This window comes from Sorangium sp. So ce834 (assembly GCF_051521425.1).
Classification (GTDB): Bacteria; Myxococcota_A; Polyangia; order Polyangiales; family Polyangiaceae; genus Sorangium; species Sorangium cellulosum_D.
This window is the reverse complement of record NZ_CP150351.1, coordinates 8,021,355-8,041,465: the sequence shown is the minus strand read 5'-3', so window position 1 is coordinate 8,041,465 and position 20,111 is coordinate 8,021,355. Positions and strand designations below refer to the sequence as shown.

Here is a 20,111-nt window from a genome sequence, read left to right as displayed (position 1 = left end):
CATCCCCGTGGGTCGATGTTCCGGTGAGCGACCTCCGGGCGCCGGGCGAGCGGCCGATCTCGGTGTTAGCGCCGGCGTCCAGGCACCCGGCGGGCGCCGCGCCCCGCAGCGGGCCAACGTTGGCCCGAGGACGGCAACGTTGGCCCCCGCGCCGGGTCGCCGCCTCGCCCCCACGCCGGGCCGACGCTGACCCCGACGCCGGCAACGTCGCCCCGCGCCGCCCACGCGCCCCGCGCCGCACCCACGCCGGCGCCCCCTCCAGCCTATTGCAGGGCCCCACGCTTTGGCCGCACCATGCCTGGGGTGGCCTGGGGAGGGGCACGGCGCGGCGCAGCGCAGCCCTGCTCGGCATCGCGGGGGGTAAGGCAATCTTGTTGATCTCGGCGACGACGGTCCCTTCGAGGAGCTCCGTGACCACCCCGTCCCTCCACGGCCGCGCGCCCGCGCCGGCCGAGCTCCACGGCCGCGCGCCCGCGCCGGCCGAGCTCCACGGCCGCGCGCCCGCGCCGGCCGAGCGCCTCGTCGCGGCGTCATGACCGCCTCCACCCCGCCGCTCCCGGCCTCGATGGCCCCGTTCCTCGGCAGCTTCCGCGAGGTGCTCCGCGTCCTCCAGCGCACCCCCGGCGTCGTCCTGCTCGCCGTCGAGATCTGCGGCAGGCGAAGGCGCGGACCGGGACGATCACGGCGGCGAAGCTGTACGAGGTGCTCGTCGAGCAGTGGCTCGATCTCGAGCACGCGCGCGCGAACCCGCCGGGCGCGCCGCGGGGCATCCCGCGCGAGGCGCTGCGGGCCGCGATGACGGCGCTGGCGCGGCTGCTCTGGGAGCGGAGCGCGCGGTCGGTCGGGCTCGGCGAGCTGCCGGAGAGCCTGATCCGGGGCGCGCAGCCGGCCGACGCGCCGCCGCTCGAGCGGGGGATCGTCGAGCACCTGCTCGGCTCGGGCTCGCTGCTCGTGCGGGACGCGGAGGGGTCGTTCTCGTTCGTGCACCGGTCGGCGCTGGAGTGGCTGGTGGCCGAGGCGGCGGCGCGCGAGGTGAAGGAGGCGGGCGACAGCGCGGCGCTCGGGGCCGACGAGATGAGCGAGCTCATGGTCGACTTCTTCGTGTCCCTCGCGGGGCGCGGGGCGGCGGCGGCGTGGGCGCAGCGCAGCTCTCGCGGGCGGATCTCACCGGCGCCGACCTCGCCGGCGCGGATCTGCGGGGCGCGGATCTCTCGTTCGCGCGGCTGGTCGGCGCGGATCTGCGGGGCGCGGATCTCACGGGCGCGCAGCTGCGCGGCGCGAAGCTCGTCGGCGTGCGGGGGGTGCCTGCCGCGCCGCTGTCGGCGGACGGCGCGGCGTCGCCCCGGCCGCGCGAGGGCGATCCGATGTGGGCGCCGGTCTCGCCGTGCAACGCGGTGGCGTGGAGCCGGCTCGGCGATCTCCTGGCGGCGGGCCACGAGGACGGCTCGGTGCGGCTCTGGGACGCGGTGACCGGGCAGGCGATCCGGGCGATGCACGGGCACCTCGGCGCGGCGATGGGGTCCTGCTCGCGTCGGGGTCGGACGACCGGACGGTGCGGCTCTGGGACGTGGGGAGCGGCCGTGCCCTGGGCTGCTTGGAGGGGCACACGCGCGGGGTGCGCGGGGTGGCGTTCAACCCGGCCAGCCAGATGCTCGCGTCGGGGTCGTCGGACAAGACGGTGCGGCTCTGGGACGTGAAGCGGGGCCGCGTCCTGCGCACCCTGGAGGGCCACAAGGCGTCGGTGCAGGGGATCGCCTTCAGCCCCGACGGCGCGCTCCTCGCGTCGGCGTCCGCCGACGGCACCCTGCGCCTCTGGGACGTGGGCACGGGCGGGTGTCTCGCGATCTTGCTGCCCTGTCCCGAGGGCTGGGCGGCGTTCAGCCCTGACGGCCGTTACAAGCTCGGCGGCGACATCGGCGGCTCCTTCTGGCACGTCATCGGCCTGTGCCGCTTCGAGCCGGGCGAGCTGGATCCGTACCTGCCGAGCCCCCTGCGCATCCCGGGCGAGGAGCCGCTCGTCGCGCACCCGCGGGCCGCGGCGCTGCCCGCGAACGGGGCGGGGCGGTAGGGCGGGGCGGTGCCCGCGGACGGCGGGCTGGCCGGGCAGGGCGGTCGAAACCAGCTGACATCGTCGCGGGGTGAGGGCGCGCGAGCGTTCATGGCGCTCTGAGCCCCAGTGTTGTATTTTGAATCACATTGAGCGATGCGGCGCCCGCCCGCCTGCGCCGCTTCCTGAAGGCAAAAGAGGGTTTAAGTCATTTGACTTCATAAGTCGCCCGCCTTAGACCCGTGGCGGGAGGTCTCGATGAGCACTGACAGCAGCGATCAGGTCCTGGAGTATCCGTTCCGCGCCCCGAACGCCGTGGAGCCGCCCGAGGAGTGGGCGAAGCTCCGGAAGGGGTGTCCGGTCGCCCATGTCCGGCTGCCGAGCGGGGACAAGGCGGTGCTGGTCACGCGGTATGACGACGTGCGCCATGTGCTCTCGGATCCGCGGTTCACCCGCAACCTGAGCCAGGAGGGCGCGGCGAGGATCACGGCGAACGAGGGGGGCAGCGCCTTCGAGAGCGAGGCCGCGGCCGAGATCTCGGCCGGCGAGCAGCACGAGAAATGGCGGCGCTTCATCAGCCGTTGGTTCACCGTCAAGCGCATCTCCGCGATGCAGCAGAGCATCGAGGCGATGGCGAATCAGCTCATCGACGAGATGGTCGCCAAAGGCGCGCCCGCCGACCTCGTGAGCGAGCTCGCCTTCCCCTTGCCCGTCTGGGTGATCGCCGAGATCCTCGGCATCTCCGTGGATGAGCGCGACAAGCTCGCCACCTGGTCGAACGCCATGCTCACCCTGACGCAGTTCACCCAGGCGGAGGTCGACACGGCACAGGCGGAGTTCACCGAGTACCTGATGGGCCATATCGCGAAGAAGCGCGCGCAGCCCGGGGACGACCTGCTCAGCGATCTGATCCGGGCCGCCGACCAGGGAGAGCAGATCAGCGAAAAGGTCCTCCTGCTCACGGCGCAAGGCGTCCTGGTGGCCGGGCACGAGACCACCTCGAACATGATCGCCAAGATGGTCGCCATGCTGCTCTCGGACCGGAAGCGCTGGGAGCGGCTCCTGGCCGAGCCCTCCCTCGTCCGCACCGCGGTGGAAGAGGCGCTCCGCTTCGACGCCAACGCGGGCTTCGGGCTGCCGCGCTTCATCACCGAGGACATCGAGCTGTCGGGCACGAAGGTGCCGAGCGGCACGACGATCATCTGCAACATGGCCGCGGCGAACCGGGACGAGAAGGCCTTCGAGCGGGCCGACGAGATGGTGCTGAACCGCGCGCCGAACCCGCACATCGCGTTCGGCGCCGGCGGCCATTCGTGCGTGGGCCAGGCGCTCGCGCGGACCGAGCTGCAAACCGTGCTGAGCGTGCTCCTGCGCCGCTTGCCCTCGCTCGATCTCGCGGCCCTGCCCGGGGATCTGCCGCGCCGCGAGGGCCTGCTCGTCGGCGGGATCGAGAGGCTCCTGGTCCGCTGGTGACGATGGCCCAGGCGAGGTGAGGAGACGGGAGCGGAGGGACACATGGAAACCGGTTCGAAGCTCAGGGTGATCGCGGACGTCGAAAAGTGCTGCGGCGCGGGCCAATGCGTGATGGTCGCGCCCAGGGTCTTCGATCAGCGGGAGGACGGGATCGTGATCGTGCGCGACGCCGAGCCGCCGGAGGCGGAGCACGCGGCGGTCCGGGAAGCGGTCGCCGTGTGCCCCGGCGCCGCGCTCCGGCTGAGCGAGAGCGCAGGATGACGACGCTGGACGAAGCGAACGGTCGTGCTATCGTCCCCGCGTGGCCAAAGGAGAGGACACCCGCAGGGCGATCCTGGCGGAGGCGCTGTCGCTCGCCAGCGAGGTGGGCCTCGACGGCCTGAGCATCGGGCTGCTCGCCGAGCGGGTGGGCATGTCGAAGAGCGGCCTGTTCGCGCACTTCGGCTCCAAGGAGGAGATGCAGGTCGCCGTGCTCGACGAGGCGACGAGCCGCTTCGTGGACGTGGTCGTGAGCCCCGCCCTCCGCGAGCCGCGCGGTCTCCCGCGCGTCCGGGCGCTCTTCGAGCGCTGGCTGCGCTGGACCGAGCAGCCGTTCATGCCCGGCGGCTGCGTTTTTCTGCACGCGAGCGTCGAGCTCGACGACAAATCCGGGCCGGCCCGCGACAAGCTCGTCGCCTCCCAGAAGGACTGGCTCGAGACCCTCGCGCACGCCGCGCGCATCGCCGTCGAGGAGGGGCACTTCCGGAAGGACCTCGACGTGCGCCAGCTCGCGTTCGAGGTGTTCTCGATCGCGTACGGCTTTCACATCCTGGACAGGCTGCTCCGCGACCCCAAAGCAGAGAAGCGCGCCCGCGCCGCGTTCGAGCGGCTGGTCGGCGACGCGGCGGCGACGCGCTGACGAGACATCCGGAGGTACCATGAGCAAGGCGAAACTCGGGGCCAAAAATAGTACGAACGTTCGATCGATTGATCTGCGCCTCTTCGCGGTGCGCGCCGGCCTGCGCGCGGTAGGGGCCCTGTCCTCGGAGGCGGCGGCGCAGTGGGCCGAGCGGATCTACAGGACGCCCCGGCGCCATGCGCGGCCGGCGTGGGAGCGTGAAGCGCTCGCCGCGGCGGTGCCGTCGCGCGTGGCGAGCGGCGCGGGCCTTATCCCGGTGTGGACGTTCAACCCGCCTCGGCCGCGGTCCGGCGATCCTGCGGTGCTGCTGGTGCACGGGTGGGAGGGGCGCGGGAGCCAGCTGTCGGCCTTCGTCCCGCGGCTGCTCGCGGCGGGGCTCCGGGTCGTGGCGTTCGACGCGCCCGGGCACGGCGACCACCCCGCGCCCGAGGCCACGGTGGTCGACCTCGCCGACGCGCTCGCGCACGTCGCGCGCGAGGCCGGCCCGGTCGAGGGGATCGTGGCGCACTCGCTCGGGGGCGTGGCGGCGGTCCTGGCGCAGCGGAGCGGCGTGCGCGCGGATCGCTATGCGTTCGTCGCGCCGCCGCTCGACCCGCACCGCTTCATCGGGGCGTTCGTGTCGTTCTTCGGGCTGGATCCGCGCGCCGAGCGCCGCCTGAAGGAGCGCATCGAGGCGCGGACGGGCATCGCGCTGCGCGAGCTCGACGGGCGCTTGCTCGCCCCCCGGATGCGCGGAGAGCTGCTCGTGGTGCACGATCGGCAGGACCAGGAGGTGTTGTTCGAGGACGGGCTCGCGCTGGCCGGCGCGTGGCCGGGCGCGCGCCTCCACGAGACGCAGGGGCTGGGCCACCGGCGCATGCTCCGCGACAGCCACGTCATCCGGGAGGTGGCGAGCTTCATCGCGGGCGCCGAGGCGGCGGCGGACACAGGCCTGAGCATGGATTCGCTCGAGGGCGAGCTATTTCATCGAGAGCTGCGGTGGGTCGCCTGAGGGACCCCTGCATTGCGGCATTGCAATCGGAGCTGCGGCGGTTCGGCCGAGGCGCCGCGCGACGTGATACCGAGGATGTCGCGCGCGCCGCCACCGAGCGGCCTTGCTCCGCGCCGAAGCGGTCGGGTATCCTGCCGCCGCCCCGATGGCGCTCGAGAACCGCACTCCGTTTCCTGCACTGGAGTACGACATCGTCGACGCTCGGGGCGACGAATCGCATGTCGTCGTCGCGCGGGGCAGCTATGCGCTGCGCGCCGCGCCGGACGCGGGCGGGAGCGACGGCGCGCGGATCACCCACGTCGCCGCCATTTGCGACGGTGAGCTCGCGCTCTCGGACGTCTATCACGGCGAGATCAACCGCAGCAGCGTCAAGGTCGAGAGCGATCTCGCGCAGAGCAAGCCGAGGTGCGACGTCATCGTGATCGGCGCTGCGCACGCGCCGGCCGGCGAGGCCGTGGCGCGCGTGGACGTGCGCGTCCGCATCCGGCGCCTGGCCGCGATCCCCAACCTCGCGGAGGCCGGCACGCTGCTGGATCACCGCCTGGCCGTCCACGGGGCGCGGGCGTTCGAGCGCACGGACGATGGATGGGCGCTGACGGATCCGGAGCCCTTCGTGGCCCTGCCGCTGCGCTACGAGCACGCCTTCGGTGGCCAGCTCAAGGTGTACGCCGAGGACGAGGCCGCGAAGCGGCTCGACGGCGCGCACCGGCTGAGCGAGGAGGCGCGCCGGGCGCACCCGGAGGCGGACGCGGCCCCGGTGGCGCACGCGACCTGCGCGCACAATCCGTTCGGCGTCGGCTTCCTCGAGGGCTGGTATGCCGACGCGGCCGAGGTGAAGCGCTGGCCGGCCCCGCGGATCGAGGCGCCCGGCGCCGGGATCACCGCGGAGATCTTCGCGCGGATGGTGGCGGGCGAGGTGCGCGCAGGCGAGGCGCCGGAGCTGTCGCCGCGCGGGGTCGGCGTCATCGCCAAGCCGTGGCAGCCGCGGCTGAAGCTGGCCGGCACCTTCGACGATCGCTGGCTCGCCGAGCGCTGGCCGTACATGCCGCCCGACTTCGACATGGCCTACTGGAACGGCGCGCACCCCGACATGCAGTGCGACTACCTGCTCGGCGGCGAGCTCGCGGAGCTGTGGAACCTGCTGCCGCCGAGCGCGCCGGGCGCCGCTCCCGAGGCCGCGGGCACGGCCTGCCGCTTCCACGTGCCGGAGGCCGCCGTGGTCGTCCGGCTCAGCGGCAAGGGCGACGCGGTGAGCTTCGCCGCCGTGCCCATCGACACGGTCATCGTCGACCTCGAGCAGATGCGCCTGTCGCTCGTTTGGCGCGCGCGCATCCCGGCGTCGCTCGCGGCCGAGGGCGTGAGCCTCCTGGCGCTCGGGTACATGCAGCAGACGGGTGCGGCTTAATCGAGGCACGGAGAGAGGACATGCCCATCGGAGCTCGAAAGGACAGCAGCTTCTACGCGGTGACCGTCGCCCCGGACGTGTGCTTGACGCCGGTGGGCGGCGCGATGGTGCCGGTCCCGTACATGCTTTATGCCAGCTTCGACGGCAGCATGAAGTGCATCGAGCACGTGAACCTCAACGGCAAACCCACCTACGTCTACGATCACAGCCTGGCGCCGAGCGTCCAGGGCGACGAGCCCGGCACCGGCGGCGGCGTCAAATCGGGCGTGAACCAGGGCAAGGTGTGGGCGCACGAGGCGTCGAAGAACGTCCGCGCCGACGGCCGGCGCATCGTGCGCAGGGGCGATCGCTGCTGGATGAACGTGAAGGCCTGACGCGGTGGCCCTCCCTCCCAGCGCGCAGATCGACGCCTCGGTTCGAGGCGAGACGCCCGGCGACGGCAACCCGCCCGCCAACGCGCTCGGGCGCGTCTACACGACCCAGCGAGAGCTGACGCAGGTGGCGCTGCTCGACGAGGAGCTCGCCAGGCAGCTCGCGGCGGAGGCCACCAGGAAGGCGGCGGAGGAGGCCGCCAAGAAGGCGCCGGGCGCCTTGTCCACCCTCGGCCCGGCGGCCGGCGGAGCGACCGCCGGCGCGGGGGTGTGGGGCTTGCTCTACGGCGCCATCGGCCTCGTCGGCATCTCGCGGACCCATGCCCTCACCGAGGACGCGCTCACCGATCCGTCTCACCGGCCGATGCGCACACCCTTCCTCGGCCTGGACATGGGCCTCGACCTCCGCGCGGCCCCGAGGCTCGACAGCAACGTCCAGGTCCGGCGCCCCCCGTGCCTCGTGGGGCGGCACGGCGATCTCAAGAAGGTCTGCAAGCTGCTGCCGGGCGAGGGCTCCCAGTCGCACCACATCGTCCCCGACGAGTTCGTGCGATCGGGCACGCGCAACGGCGCCGCGTACCGGATCCTCTCCGAGGACGACGGCGCCGCCATCTGCATCCCCGGAAACGCCTTCGTCAAGGGCACGCTGCACAACGCCATCCACGCGGACCTGAACAGAATCCTGAGCAACAAGGTCGCCGCCGGCGAGTCGACCGACGGCACCCTCCCGCTCTCCGACGTGATCGGATCGTCGCTGCGCGTCACGATCGCGTACAAGCCGGAGTGTACTGCCCAGATCATCCGCGAGGTGCGCAGGGCATTCCAGGGGATCGACACCAGCCAGCGAGTGAAGATCAGATGAACCCGATCGGCGCGGATCCCCGAGCGACGCCGGATGACCCCGGCGACACCCCGATGACGATCACGGGCGCGCTCGCCCTGAGCGCCTCCAGCGTCCATCTCTCGGCGACCTTCGCCGCGCCGGGGGATTATACCCCGCATACGAGGCTCTTCCTGTACGACGAGGGCGGCGCCCCGCCGTGGACGGCGCACGACGTCGGCTTCTTCACGGTCGGGCTGGAGAAGCATGCCGCGCACGGCGAAGATCTCGCGCTGTGCGCGCTCTCCCTGGACGGCGAGGTCGAGCTCCGGTCCGCGCGGGGCGCGGTGATCGAGCAGATCCCGGAGGCCGGGCTCCGCCGGCCGACGTCCAAGGGATACGGTTTCCTCACGGCGCTGCGCCGCGTCGGCGACCGCCTGTTCGCCTGCGGGAGCGCGGGGCAGGTGTACCGGAGGCTCGGTCCCGGCCGCTGGGCGCACGCGGACGCGGGCCTCCTCCAGGCGCCCGGCGTGGACTTCCAGGACCTCGTGAGGCCCATCGACCTGCAGGGGACGGCGGAGGACGACATCTACCTGGCCGCCCAGCAGCTCGGCCCGCGCGGGCTCGAAGGGAGCCTCTATCACCTGGGCGGCCCGCGGTGGCGCCGCCTCGAGGTGCCGCCGGTCGGCGGGCTCAACGCGGTTCACGTCGAGAGCGCGCAGCGCATCTGGGTGTGCGGGCACGAGGGGGCGCTGCTCGTCGGCAATCGCCGCGACGGCTTCCGGAGCGTGTCGAGGGAGCGGAGCCCGCACCTCTTCCACGCCGTCGCCATGTACCAGGAGACCCTCTATCTCGGGTCGAACTTCGGTCTCTTCCGCTACGACCTCGAGCGCCGGCGCGCCCTGCGGGTGCGCACCGGCCTCGAGCAGGAGCTGCGCTACATTCACACGATCGAGCAGGCCGGCGGCGTCCTCTGGTGCGTCGGCCCCACGGACATCGCGCGCTTCGACGGCGAGACGTGGACCCGCGTCCATCCCCCGGAGGCGCCGAAGAGCGCGGGCTGACGCGCGCCTCACCGATCTCCTCCTTCGGGAGACGGCTCGCCGAGCGGGTTGGCGCGGCGGATCGCGAACGCCTCGTCGCCACGCACGTCATCGTGGCAGGGCTCCGGGGCCGTATCCTCTCGGGATCTCGGGCGCCGCTCAGCGCGCGTGCCGCTGCAACCGGAACAACCTGGAGAGCCGCGTCGCGCCTTCGCGGTCCAGCGTCGAGAACCGGGCCCGCGTGAGGTGCGAGGTCAGCTCGAGCAGCTCCGGCCTCGCGAGCACGGGATCGTCGAGGAAGGCCCACCCCTGGCGCAGCAGCGGCCAGAAGCCTGCCACCACGGCGCGCGCCGGCGGTGTGGCCCGATGCGTCCAGAAGAACCTCGCCTCCTTCTCCGTCCGAGGCTCGCGCGCGGGCACCGCGGGGATATCCACGCGGAGCAGGCCGCCCCTGCCGACGCGCGCCTCGAGCTGCGCGAGGAGGGCGACGTCGTAGGGGATCGCCTGGTGATTCTCGTGATAGGCCCACGCCATTCGACGAATGTTGTCGAGGTCCCCGATGGCGTCGTAGAGATACGCGCTCACGGCCCCGAGGACGGGATCGACGTGCTTTTCCTGCCTGAGGTCGACGGCCTCGTCCAGAACGTCGCTGGACCGCAGCCCGCCGCGCTCCATGCGCCCGAGCGCCTCGACGGCCGCCTTGCTCGCGGATCGATCGCTCCAGACCGTGCGGTACACGAGGGCGGATGAGCCGCAGTCGTCGCACAGGATGGAGCCGATGAAGTCGGGGAGCGCCGTCGTGGCGACGCAGGTGCCGTTGGCGAGCTCGACGAGCACGGGCACCGGCTTGCTCAGCACGAAGCCGTTGCGCTCTCCGACGCGCCACCAGCGCGCCTCGTCGTGCTGCACCTCCGCGAACGTGTCGGGCGGGGTCCAGAGGGCCGCCACCTCGACCCGCTCGACCGCGAAGCCGGCGCGGGTCTCGAAATGGGTTGGAGCGTGCAGGCGATCCAGCCGCTCCTCCACCGACAATTTCGCCTCCACCGACAGATCCCTCGCCGACTCCAGGCTCTCGAGCATGAGCACCTGTTGCGGCACGCCCCGGAGCTCGTGGGCAGGAGGCCAGGGCGGGAACTCCGGGGGCGACAGCGTGGGCCCGATACCGAAGTAGTAATTGTCGCCCTCGGGGAACGCCGGCACCGCCGTTGGCACGACCTTCTTGCCGTAGCGCTTCGAGAGCACCGGCACCTCGGTCGCGAGGTATTTGCCCAGGCTGCTGCTCGTGATCTTGCCCGGGAGGATCTGGGAGAACGCGGACGGCTTCGTGCCCCAGAGCCCTTCCAGGAGCACGCCGGAGAAGAGACACCGATCCTCGTCCGGCGAAGCGCCCGGCACAGCGAACGTGGCGGTGCCGTCCTGCGCGGCGATGAACTTGTCGAGCGCGGGTGTCCCCTCAGGTTTCCTCGGACCGCGCCCGAGTACGGCATCGGCGGTGAGGTCGAGCGCGTCGACGTCCGGGGGCAGCGACCGGCACGCGTCCGCGAAGATGCCGATCTGCTGGATACCGTGCATGTAGAGGCGGCGGCGGAGGACCTCCACGGCCACCGCGCGCAGCTCGGAGTACCACGTCGAGAGGAGCCACAGCCCCTCCTCCGCCTCCCGGATCAGCCCGTGCCCCGCGAAATAGAGCAGCATTCGGTGGATCGGCCCCGAGCCGGGCGCGAGGACCGCTTCCAGCTCGGCCTTGAGTCGCGGAAACGTGACCGGCTCCTCGTCGTCGATCACCAGGCGCGACTCGTAGCCGCTCGCGACCGCCCACGCGTGGAACCCGCGCGCTCCGTTGTGCGCCCCTGCGAGGAACGGCAGCCGCTCCGCGTCGCCCACCCCGATCGCGAAGGCGACCATGCGCTGCTTCGGAGGCACCGGCGATCCTTCGCTCGCGGCGTCGCTGGGCATCGATGCGGCCTAGAGATCGAGATCGAGGATGCTGCTCAGGTAATCGTCCTGGTACGCCCGCACCTTCTTGCGGATCGTCGGCCCGAGGCCGATGAGCGACGGCCGGTTGATCGACACCTTGGCGCTGCTGGCCGAGAACGACGCCTTCTCGTCGCGGAGCTTGAAGAAGAGCACCTGGGTGATGCTCCTGTTCGCCTCGATCAAGCAGGCGAGCAGCGAGACGAACACGTCGTCGTTCGCGCCCGTCTCGACGAGGCCGACCTGAAAACGCGCGATGTTCGCGTGCTGTGACTCGCGGCTGAAGATGGTGAACCAGGAGCCACCTTCCTTCATCGCCGCCAGCGCGTCGATCGCCGACTTCACGATCGCCGCGGCGGCGGCGCTGGGCCCGAGCGCGACCGAGAGGACCTCGATGATCTTTTCGTGGACCTCGGCCCCCGTCCCCTGCGTCGTGTAGTCGGACCACGCGCCGGCCTGCATCACCCAGCCGACGTTCTGCAGCACCTCCGCGTACTTCGCGTACCAGTCGAGGGGCGCGGCCCGTGCGGACGCGTGCTTGTTGGCGACGAGCTGGGCGAGCAGCGCCGAGTCCGAGATGGCCTCCCGAACGCCCGCGTCCACGCCCTGCGCGAACGACAGGAGCGATGAGCCCACGACCTGAGCTTGGCGCTTCGCGGCGTCGAAGACCTCGCCAGCTTCGGTGGCTGCCTCCTGCGCGACCAGGCTGCGAGGGATACCCGAGAGGTCCAGGGCCTGAACGTAATCGCGCGCTGCGGCCGGATCGAAGCTCATGGGGAGAAGGAAATCCAATTGATTCGAAAACGTCAAGCCCCAATCGCGGAACCTGCCCCGCGTTGACAGCACATTCTTCTATGCGATTCGCGCCCGTCTGGAAAGGCGATGCCATTTCAACAACTTATCTATCGATCGAGGGCCATCGAGGGCCATCGAGGGGGCCGCCTTCGCGCCACGGCCTGCGGGGCGAGCGGGGAGGGGCGGCGCAGGCCACGAGCGCGCTCGCCACGAAAGCGAGCAGGGCGACCCCTCGGCGGGGTCCCGATGCCATCAGAGCTCGATCGGCCAGCCCAGGTGGCGCTCGTACATCCGGCTCCGGTGCTCGACGAGCGCGCGCGGCACCGCGTCGCCGAGCTCCTCGCGCGCGGTCCCGAAGGCCTGGCGGAGCAAAGGCTGGAGGCGGGGACAGTCGCTCTCCGGGATCGGGCAGAGCGGGGTCAGGAAGGTGGCGGCGTAGACGTCGAGCGCGTTCGGGCGGTCGCCGTCGAGGTAGTCGCGGCCTCCGTCGAGCCGGGCGGCGAGCGCGGCGAGCGCGGTGACGATGCGGGCGCGCACGCGGTCGAGATCGAGCGCGGGGGAGTAGCCGTACCGCGCCGCGAGGTAGCGCGCGGCGGGCAGCGGAAAGCCGCGCTCGCCCTCGCTCGTCATCGAGGCGTGGATCATGAGGAGGCGCGCGTTCCAGCCGAGGCCCTCCTCGCCCGCGATCTCGTGGAGCAGGCCGACGGTGCGGGCGCGGTGATCGAGGTCGTCGGGGAGCAGGGCGCCCGGCGGGCCGAGGCGGGCGGCGAGGGTCGTGATCGCGGCCCAGTGGACGCGCGGGGGCTCGTCGTCGTGGAAGACGACGGGCACGTTGTCGGCGCGCATCCACGCCGCGAGCTCCGCGTCTTCCCGCGAGAACCGCACCACGCGCACCGGCACGCCCTGAAGCCGGAACAGCCCCTTCGCGGCCTCCGCCCAGGGGCTCGGCACCATCCCCGACGCGACCATGCGGACGCCGCGGGCCGCCTTCGCGGTCGCGACGTCGACGAACTCGATAGGATTCATGCGCCCGATGCTGCCCCCGAGCGACCTCGCATTGCAAGCCGCGCCGGCCGGTTCGATGCCGAACGCTACGCGATGCGGCAGGCCTCCTCGAAATCGAGGCGGGGGTTGCGCGGGTAGAGCTTCTCCGGGTCACCGTGGCCCAGGTTGATGAGGAGGATCGATCTCCACGGCACGTCGGCGAGGAACGCGGCGTCGACCTTCTCCCGGTCGAAGCCGGCCATCGGCCCGCAATCGAGCCCGAGCGCGCGGGCCGCGAGGATCAGGTAGCCGGCCTGGAGCGAGGCGTTCTGCAGGAGAAAGAAGTCGCGCTGCTCCGGCGGCATCGCGGAGAGGGTCTCGCCCATCGTCGGGCGCGCCGGGAAGAGCTTCGGCATCTTCTCGTGGAAGCGCGTGTCATAGGCGATGATCGCGGTGACGGGCGCGCTCATGGTCTTCTCGACGTTGCCCGGCGCGAGGCAGGGGCGCAGGCGCTCCTTGGCCTCGGGGCTCTTCACGAAGACGATCCGCGCCGGCACGGTGTTGGCCGCGGTCGGCCCGAGGCGCAGGGCCTCGTAGAGGCGGCGCAGGGTCGCGTCGTCGATGGGCTCGGCGAGCCAGCCGTTGTGGGTGCGGGCTTCGAGGAAGATCCGCTGGAGGAGTTGGTCGCTCATGAGGATTGCTCCGTGGTACGTGGTCGAGGTGGGGCGAGTCGTTCCGTGAGATCCCGCGTCAGGTCGCGAGCGCGGGCTCGCCGTGCCTCGTCGTTCATGAGCGAGCATTCTGGGCCGTGGACGCGCTTGTAACAATGCATCAACAGTTGGAAGCACCTGCCAGGATTTGATCCAGATGGACGAACCGCTCGAGACCTCCGAGCTCCTCGCCTTCTCGAAGACCGTGGAGGCCCGATCCCTGTCCCGCGCCGCCGCCGAGCTCGGCGTCCCCCGCGCCACCATCAGCCGCCGCCTCGCGCGGCTGGAGGAGCGGCTCGGGGTGCGCTTGCTCCGCCGGACGACGCGCAGCCTCACCCTCACCGACGTGGGCGAGGCGCTCTACGGCCACGCCCGCATCGTGCTCGACGCCGTCCACCACGCCGAGGCGAGCGTGCGCAAGGCCGACGACGCCGTGCGCGGCGAGCTGCGCGTCTCGGTGCCGCCGACGATGGGCGCGAGCTTCAGCGCGATGCTCTGCGATTTTGCGCGGCGTTACCCCGAGGTCCGCCTCCACGTCCACAGCACGACGCAGCTCGTCGATCTCCGGCGCGGCGGCTACGACGTCGCGCTCCGCGCGAGCTCCGCGCTCGAGCCCGGCCTCGTCGCCCGGACGCTGATGCGCCACCCGCTCCTCGCGGTCGCCTCGCCCGCGTACCTCGAGGCCCGCGGCGCGCCGCGCACGCGCCGCGATCTGCGGGGCCACCGCTGCCTCATGGGCTTCGCCCGGGGGGAGCTGCCGCAGACGCACTGGCCGTCCTCCGGCGGCAAGTTCCAGGTCGAGGGGGCGCTCTTCACCAACGACATGCACCTGCTCTGCGACGCCGCGCTCAAGGGCCTCGGTATCGCGCTCTTGCCGGAGCCGCTCGCGCGCGCGCACCTCGAGAGCGGCGCGCTCGTGCACGTACTGAAAGGCGCGATCCAGGGGGAATCGCACTTCGCGGTGATCTACGCGGAGCGGGAGTTCATGCCGCCGCAGCTCCGCGCCTTCATCGACGCGGTGGTGGCGTGGGGAGGGGGGGATCTCCTCCCGCGGGCGGGCGCGCCGAAGCCGAAGCGGGCGGCGAAGAGCGGCCCGCGCCCGCGCTCGAGATCGCCCGGCGGCGCCCGGCGCGCCTCCGGATAGCCTGGCAACGACCGATGCGAGCGTGTCCCGCGTGCGCGTCGAGAAGCCAGCAGCGATATCCATCTTCCCGACGAGGACCGGCCCCGCCTCATCCTCGCCCCCACGCATGCCGGGCGCGCGACGCCGCGCGCGCCCCGATCCACCGCCGAGCGGCGCCGCGCACCATCCGGCCCACCGACGAGAGCCGATCGAGCCCCGAGCTTGCGCCCAGTGAGCGCACCATTCCCCGCGACATCTCCACGAACGCGCGGTCATACGGGAACCACCAGAGCTCGCGCGACGCGGTGCTCTCGTCGACCGCGACGAGCCGCGGCCTCGTCATCGCCCGCAGGGCCTCGGGGCCGTTCTGCACGCCGTAGCCCGAGCACCCGCGCCCCGTCCACACGGCCTGCGGCGCCGCGCCGGTGAACATGTGGTTGTTGACCGTGGCGACCCCGACCCGCAGCTCCCGGGCGAGCGCCTCGCCCCGCGCGACGTCTCGCGTCCACACGCTCCCCGTGAGGCCATAGACGCTCTCGTTCGCCGCGCGGACCGCCGCGACCGCGTCCGGAACGGCGATGACGGGGAGCACGGGACCGAAGGTCTCCTCGCGCAGCAGGTCGAGCGACGGGTCGACGCCCGTGAGCACCGTCGGAAGATAGAAGTTACCCCGGCGCGCCCCGCCGCAGCGCACCCGCGCGCCGGCCGCGACCGCCGCGCGCACGTGCGCCTCGACGCGCGCCATCTGCGCTTCCGTGACCATGGGGCCGATCTCCACCGTGCCCGGCGCGCCGCCGTCGTCGCCGGCGCGCAGCCGCTCCGCGACGGCGACGAGGCGCTCGACGAACGCCTCGAACACCTCCGCCTCCACAACCACGCGCTCGATCCCCGCGCAGCTCTGGCCGGCGTTGACGAAGCCCGCCCACGCGACGCCGTGCGCGGCGCGCTCGAGATCCGCGTCGCGCAGCACGATGGCCGCGTCCTTCCCGCCGAGCTCGATCTGCGCCGGGATGAGGCGATCCGCGGCCGCGCGCGCCACCGCCCGCCCCCCCGCGACGCCGCCGACGAAGACGACGTGATCGACCTCGGCGACGAGCGCCGCGCCCGCCTCGGCGCCCCCCTGCACCAGGCCGAGCAGCGCCTCGGGCAGCGCCTCGCGAAGCGCGCCGGCGAGCGCGGCGCCGGTCCGGGCGGCGTGCTCGGACGGCTTCAGCACCACCGCGTTGCCCGCGAGGAGCGCCGGGACGAGGTTGTGCACCGCGACGGACACCGGGTAGTTCCAGGGCGTGATGAGGCCGACCACCCCGTGCGGCAGGCGCTCGACGCGCGCCCTCTTGCGCGGAAACATGACCGGGTTGAAGGCGACCGCCTCGGCCCCGAGGAACGCCTCGCCGCGCGTCGTGTAATACCGAAACACCTCGGGCGTCGAGCCGAGATCGACCCCGTACGCGTCCGCCATGGGCTTGCCCAGCTCCCGGTGGAGCGCCTGCGCGATCTCGTCGGCGCTCCCTAGCAGGCGCCGCCCGGCCTCGGCGAGGACGCGCGCCCGCTCCGCGACGGGCCGCCGTGCCCAGGCGGCCTGGGCCCGCCGGGCGGCGTGGGCCACCCCGGCGATGTCCTCGGCGGCCGTCACCCGCACGGACGACAGCGGCGCGCCGTCGAGCGGCGAGGTGCCATGGATCCATCCCTCCTCGACGATCGACCCCATGGACTAGGCAGCTCGCTGGCCAAGCAGGGCGGGCGCGATGCGGCGGCAGCCAGGCATCCCTGACCCTTGAATGTGCGCGGCGAGCCTCCGGCGGAAGGCGCCGCGAGGAAGGGGCCTGTGGCGATCGAGCGCCCGGAGCAGCGGTACCACCGTCGCGAGCACGCCAGCCGTGTGCCACCAGTAGCGCGAGATCGCGCGGAGGTGCGCTGGCAGGCTGGATCGGGACAAGTAGCCTTCCAAGTAGGCGCGGTCATAGGCCGTGTGCGCGCGCTCGTCGATGGCGAGGCGTCGGAACACCGGCCCGAGCGGAGGATACGAGAGGCGCGGCGCGGCGATCTCGTAAAACGCGCTCATCACCACCTCGAACGCGAGGCAGTCGACCGCGAACTCGAGCACGTCGTGCGGGACGGCGACCCTGCGGAGCATCGACTTCATGAGCCACCCTGGGAGGCGCGCGCGCTCGACGACGTCGGGGTAGGCGCGGGTGAAATCGAGGAGCGCCTCGCACCAGAGATTCGCGTGCGCCTGCTCGTCCCGGAGGTGCTTCAGGCCGTGCGCGAAGAACGAATCGAGATAGCGGAGGTCGCCGCGCTCCCGCGCCAGATCGAGCGCCGGGAGGACGGGCAAGACCCCGAGCGCCGCCGACTCCACGACGGCGAACCAGGTGATCAGAAGGCACGTGGCGTCCGCCTCGGCATCGCTCTCGAACCCGAAGGACACCGGCGCATCGAATGGGGCGTTCTCGTCATCAGGTTCCATCATCGATGGCCGCCCTCCCGGCGGCGCGCGGCGGCGTGCGTGAAGCGCACGTGTCCTCGGTCGCCGCGACGGGCTGCAGCAACCGTGCCGGTCGTGATGTGGCGTGGGGCGCCGGACGCGCCCCCGCTCGACCCAGGCGGAGCCGCGCTCGCGGCCGGCGCGCCGTGCGGACGGGCCGCTTGAGCGTGCTTGGGAGTTGGTCGCAACACCGTAGGCGTTAGCTCTCCTGCCACGCCGCGCTCCTGCCATTCGCCTTTGTATCCCAGATCTCCGCGCCCTCCCGCTCGACCGGCGAATGCCGCGCTGGCCAGGCTGGTTGCACGATGCGCCCGCGCTGTCTACGCTCGTCCACCCAACGACGAGCGACCTGCGAGAGTCGCGGCGAGGTCAGAGAGCCCGCCGTCGGCAGCGCGGCGGCGCTGTGCTGTAAGGAGGCGATGGTCCCATGTGCGGCATTGCTGGATGGGTGGATTACGCCCGCGATCTGACGCGGGAACGCGACGTCCTGCAAACGATGACGAGGACGATGAAGAACCGCGGACCGGACGATGAGGGGCTGTGGCTCACGCCGCGCGCCGGCCTCGGGCACCGCCGCCTCGCCATCATCGATCTCGACGGCGGGCGCCAGCCGATGACCGCCGAGGAAGACGGCGCGCCGGCCGCCGTCCTCGTCTATACAGGCGAGGTCTACAACTTCCGCGAGCTGCGCGGCGAGCTCGAGGCCCGCGGACACCGATTCAGGACGAACAGCGACACCGAGGTCGTCCTCCGCGCCTACCTCGAGTGGGGCGCGAGCTTCCCCGAGCGACTCAACGGCATGTACGCCTTCGCCCTCTGGGACGCCCGCGAAGAAGAGCTCCTGCTCGTCCGGGACCGCATGGGCATCAAGCCGCTGTTCTACCAGTCGACCGGCTCGGGCGTGCTCTTCGGCTCGGAGCCCAAGGCCATCCTGGCGAACCCGCTCGCCCCGCCGGTCGTGGACGAGACCGGCTTGCGCGAGCTCTTCGCCTTCGTCAAGACGCCGGGGCTCGCCGTCTTCCGCGACATGCGCGAGGTCCGCCCCGGCCACGTCGTGCGCGTCCGGAGGGAAGGCGTCACCGAGCGTCGTTACTGGGCGCTCGAGTCCAGGCCGCACACCGACGATCTCCCGACGACGATCCGCACCGTCCGCGAGCTGCTCGACGACATCGTCGCTCGCCAGCTCATCTCCGATGTGCCGCTGTGCACGCTGCTGTCCGGAGGGCTGGACTCAAGCGCCGTCACCTCGCTCGCCCAGAAGACCCTGCGCGAGGCGGGCGCGGGGCCGGTGCGCTCCTTCTCCGTTGATTTCGTGGGCCAGGCCGAGCACTTCAAGGCGGACGAGCTGCGGAGCACGCCGGACGCGCCCTACGTCGCGGAGGTCCAGCGGCACGTCGGGTCGGATCACGCGGACATCGTGCTCTCCGCGGCCGAGCTCGCCGATCCCGCCGTCCGCGCGATCGTGCTCCGGGCCCGGGATATCCCGGTCGGCTTCGGGGACATGGATGCGTCGCTGTACCTGCTCTTCCGCGCCATCCGGGAGCGCTCCACGGTGGCCCTGTCCGGCGAGTCGGCCGACGAGGTCTTCGGCGGGTATCTCTGGTTCCACGACCCGGAGGCGGTGGCGGCCGAGACGTTCCCGTGGAGCTCCATGCGCACGCGGATGAGGAGCGCGAGCTCCATCGCGACGCTGCTCGCCCCGGATCTCCTCGGGCGGCTCGACGTGCAGGGCTACATCGCCGGGCGCTACGCGGAGGCCCTCGCCGAGGTCCCGCGCCTGCCGGGCGAGGACGGGAAGGAGCGGCGCATGCGCGAGATCTGCTACCTGCACCTGACGCGCTTCTTGCAGCTCTTGCTCGACCGGAAGGATCGCATGAGCATGGCGACCGGGCTCGAGGTCCGGGTCCCGTTCTGCGACCACCGACTCGTGGAGTACGTGTTCAACACGCCCTGGTCGATGAAGACCTTCGACGGGCACGAGAAGAGCCTGCTGCGCGCCGCGGCCGACGATCTCCTGCCGCGCTCGGTGCTGGAGCGGCGCAAGAGCCCGTATCCGGCGACGCAGGATCCCGCGTACGCGCAGGCGCTCCGCGGCCAGCTCGGCCGGCTCCTCGCCCAGAAGGACGCTCCGGTGCTGCCGCTGCTCGACGCGGCGCGCGCCCGCGCCGCTGCGTCGAGCGCCGGGGGGCCCTCGGACGAGGTCTCCCGGTCGAGCGTGGAGCAGGTCCTCCTGCTCAATGACTGGCTGGCGCGCTACGAGGTGAAGCTCGCGCTCTGAGCGCGCTTTGCCGACGGCGGCCTCCCGCCGCACCACCCGTCGCGAGCGCGATGCCGCTCCGAAGGGTGCCGCGCACCACGAGCCTGGCGGCGAGGTGCTACTGCGGCGGGACGGCGCTCGGGTCCATGTGCATCACCTCCCAGTGGTGGCCGTCGAGATCGTAGAAGCGCCGGAAGTACATGAAGCCCATATCGGACGGGTCGCCCGCCTCCGTCCCGCCGGACGCGATCGCGGTGTTCACCAGCTCGTCGACCTCGGCCCGGCTGTTGGCCGACAGCGCGAAGATCCCCTCGGTCGACGTGGCGGTGTCACAGATCTGCTTCTTGGTGAAGTCCTTGAAGCGCTCCTCGACGAGGAGCATCACGAACGCCTGCTCGCTGACGATCATGCAGGTCGCCTTGTCGTCGGTGAACTGCGGGTTGAACGAGAAGCCGAGCTTGGTGAAGAACTCGACCGACCGCTTCAGGTCACGGATGGGCAGGTTGACGAAGAGCATACGGGAACGGTTCGTTGACATGGTCGCCTCCACGGTGGGGTGGGTTCGAAGCTACTGACGCCCGCCCGGGGTCGGATTCATCGGTCGGGCGAAAAAGAATCGACCCGCCCCGTGTCTACCAGGTCCGCCTGCCCTGGAAAAGCGCGGGAGCGCCGAGCCCGCCGCCGCCGCGCCCGCTGGCGCTCGGGGAACAGCGCGGACAGCTCGAGCCAGGGGCC

19 protein-coding genes and 2 pseudogenes are annotated in these 20,111 nt (G+C 72.1%); 14 read left to right on the top strand and 7 right to left on the bottom strand.

Annotation, left to right across the window (positions count from 1 at the left end):
- Nucleotides 1-410 precede the first annotated feature (410 nt).
- The 12 genes and pseudogenes from WMF20_RS29135 (at nt 411) to WMF20_RS29080 (ending at nt 9,069) form a co-directional block, all read left to right on the top strand.
- Complete coding sequence (locus WMF20_RS29135) at nt 411-536, top strand: hypothetical protein (RefSeq protein WP_437605186.1); 126 nt, start codon at nt 411-413, stop codon at nt 534-536.
- A gap of 180 nt (nt 537-716) precedes the next feature.
- A pseudogene (locus WMF20_RS29130) lies at nt 717-1,247 on the top strand (pentapeptide repeat-containing protein); the annotation flags it as partial.
- A gap of 119 nt (nt 1,248-1,366) precedes the next feature.
- Nucleotides 1,367-1,543: pseudogene (locus WMF20_RS29125) on the top strand (hypothetical protein); the annotation flags it as partial.
- Between the two features lie 9 nt (nt 1,544-1,552).
- On the top strand, nt 1,553-2,068 hold the full coding sequence (locus tag WMF20_RS29120) for a WD40 repeat domain-containing protein (RefSeq protein ID WP_437617183.1): 516 nt from the start codon (nt 1,553-1,555) through the stop codon (nt 2,066-2,068).
- A 237-nt stretch (nt 2,069-2,305) separates the two neighbouring features.
- A complete protein-coding gene (locus WMF20_RS29115; protein ID WP_437605185.1) occupies nt 2,306-3,520 on the top strand; it encodes a cytochrome P450 in 1,215 nt (404 codons plus the stop codon).
- Between the two features lie 42 nt (nt 3,521-3,562).
- Entirely contained in the window at nt 3,563-3,781 is a 219-nt protein-coding gene (locus WMF20_RS29110; protein WP_129577500.1) for a ferredoxin, read from the top strand.
- Between the two features lie 40 nt (nt 3,782-3,821).
- Nucleotides 3,822-4,418, top strand: coding sequence for a TetR/AcrR family transcriptional regulator (locus WMF20_RS29105; RefSeq protein ID WP_437605184.1), 597 nt, complete (start codon nt 3,822-3,824; stop codon nt 4,416-4,418).
- A gap of 88 nt (nt 4,419-4,506) precedes the next feature.
- Nucleotides 4,507-5,409, top strand: a complete 903-nt coding sequence (locus WMF20_RS29100) for an alpha/beta hydrolase (RefSeq protein WP_437605183.1) — start codon at nt 4,507-4,509, stop codon at nt 5,407-5,409.
- A gap of 103 nt (nt 5,410-5,512) precedes the next feature.
- Nucleotides 5,513-6,814 (top strand): DUF2169 family type VI secretion system accessory protein, encoded by a 1,302-nt coding sequence (locus WMF20_RS29095; protein ID WP_437605182.1) that lies wholly within the window; start codon nt 5,513-5,515, stop codon nt 6,812-6,814.
- Between the two features lie 20 nt (nt 6,815-6,834).
- Nucleotides 6,835-7,188, top strand: a complete 354-nt coding sequence (locus WMF20_RS29090; RefSeq protein WP_165374265.1) for a DUF4150 domain-containing protein — start codon at nt 6,835-6,837, stop codon at nt 7,186-7,188.
- Nucleotides 7,189-7,192: 4 nt separating this feature from the next.
- The gene (locus WMF20_RS29085) at nt 7,193-8,047 is read left to right on the top strand and encodes a hypothetical protein (protein ID WP_129577495.1); all 855 of its coding nucleotides are present in this window, start codon (nt 7,193-7,195) and stop codon (nt 8,045-8,047) included.
- Entirely contained in the window at nt 8,044-9,069 is a 1,026-nt protein-coding gene (locus tag WMF20_RS29080) for a hypothetical protein (protein WP_437605181.1), read from the top strand. The genes WMF20_RS29085 and WMF20_RS29080 overlap by 4 nt, the downstream gene beginning before the upstream one ends.
- Nucleotides 9,070-9,207: 138 nt before the next feature.
- On the opposite strand, the gene WMF20_RS29075 is transcribed toward WMF20_RS29080, so the two are convergent.
- The 4 genes from WMF20_RS29075 to WMF20_RS29060 form a co-directional block, all read right to left on the bottom strand.
- The gene (locus WMF20_RS29075) at nt 9,208-10,971 is read right to left on the bottom strand and encodes a hypothetical protein (protein ID WP_129577493.1); all 1,764 of its coding nucleotides are present in this window, start codon (nt 10,969-10,971) and stop codon (nt 9,208-9,210) included.
- A 42-nt stretch (nt 10,972-11,013) separates the two neighbouring features.
- Nucleotides 11,014-11,796 (bottom strand): hypothetical protein, encoded by a 783-nt coding sequence (locus WMF20_RS29070; RefSeq protein ID WP_437605180.1) that lies wholly within the window; start codon nt 11,794-11,796, stop codon nt 11,014-11,016.
- Between the two features lie 273 nt (nt 11,797-12,069).
- Nucleotides 12,070-12,843 carry a glutathione S-transferase C-terminal domain-containing protein gene (locus WMF20_RS29065; RefSeq protein ID WP_437605179.1) on the bottom strand — a complete coding sequence of 258 codons (774 nt, stop codon included), beginning with the start codon at nt 12,841-12,843 and terminating at the stop codon, nt 12,070-12,072.
- A gap of 65 nt (nt 12,844-12,908) precedes the next feature.
- A complete protein-coding gene (locus WMF20_RS29060) occupies nt 12,909-13,493 on the bottom strand; it encodes a malonic semialdehyde reductase (protein WP_437605178.1) in 585 nt (194 codons plus the stop codon).
- 175 nt (nt 13,494-13,668) lie between these two features.
- Between WMF20_RS29060 and WMF20_RS29055 the strand changes: the two genes are divergently transcribed.
- On the top strand, nt 13,669-14,655 hold the full coding sequence (locus tag WMF20_RS29055; RefSeq protein ID WP_437605177.1) for a LysR family transcriptional regulator: 987 nt from the start codon (nt 13,669-13,671) through the stop codon (nt 14,653-14,655).
- Between the two features lie 88 nt (nt 14,656-14,743).
- On the opposite strand, the gene WMF20_RS29050 is transcribed toward WMF20_RS29055, so the two are convergent.
- Both WMF20_RS29050 and WMF20_RS29045 read right to left on the bottom strand, forming a co-directional pair.
- Nucleotides 14,744-16,342, bottom strand: a complete 1,599-nt coding sequence (locus WMF20_RS29050) for an aldehyde dehydrogenase family protein (RefSeq protein WP_437605176.1) — start codon at nt 16,340-16,342, stop codon at nt 14,744-14,746.
- Between the two features lie 3 nt (nt 16,343-16,345).
- Complete coding sequence (locus WMF20_RS29045) at nt 16,346-17,104, bottom strand: hypothetical protein (RefSeq protein WP_437605175.1); 759 nt, start codon at nt 17,102-17,104, stop codon at nt 16,346-16,348.
- Nucleotides 17,105-17,546: 442 nt separating this feature from the next.
- Here WMF20_RS29045 and asnB point away from each other — a divergent pair, with 442 nt between their 5' ends.
- Complete coding sequence (asnB, locus tag WMF20_RS29040) at nt 17,547-19,397, top strand: asparagine synthase (glutamine-hydrolyzing) (protein WP_437605174.1); 1,851 nt, start codon at nt 17,547-17,549, stop codon at nt 19,395-19,397.
- Nucleotides 19,398-19,494: 97 nt separating this feature from the next.
- Here the strand turns inward: asnB and WMF20_RS29035 are convergent, their stop codons facing one another.
- Nucleotides 19,495-19,914, bottom strand: a complete 420-nt coding sequence (locus WMF20_RS29035) for a VOC family protein (RefSeq protein ID WP_129577485.1) — start codon at nt 19,912-19,914, stop codon at nt 19,495-19,497.
- Nucleotides 19,915-20,111: the final 197 nt, after the last annotated feature.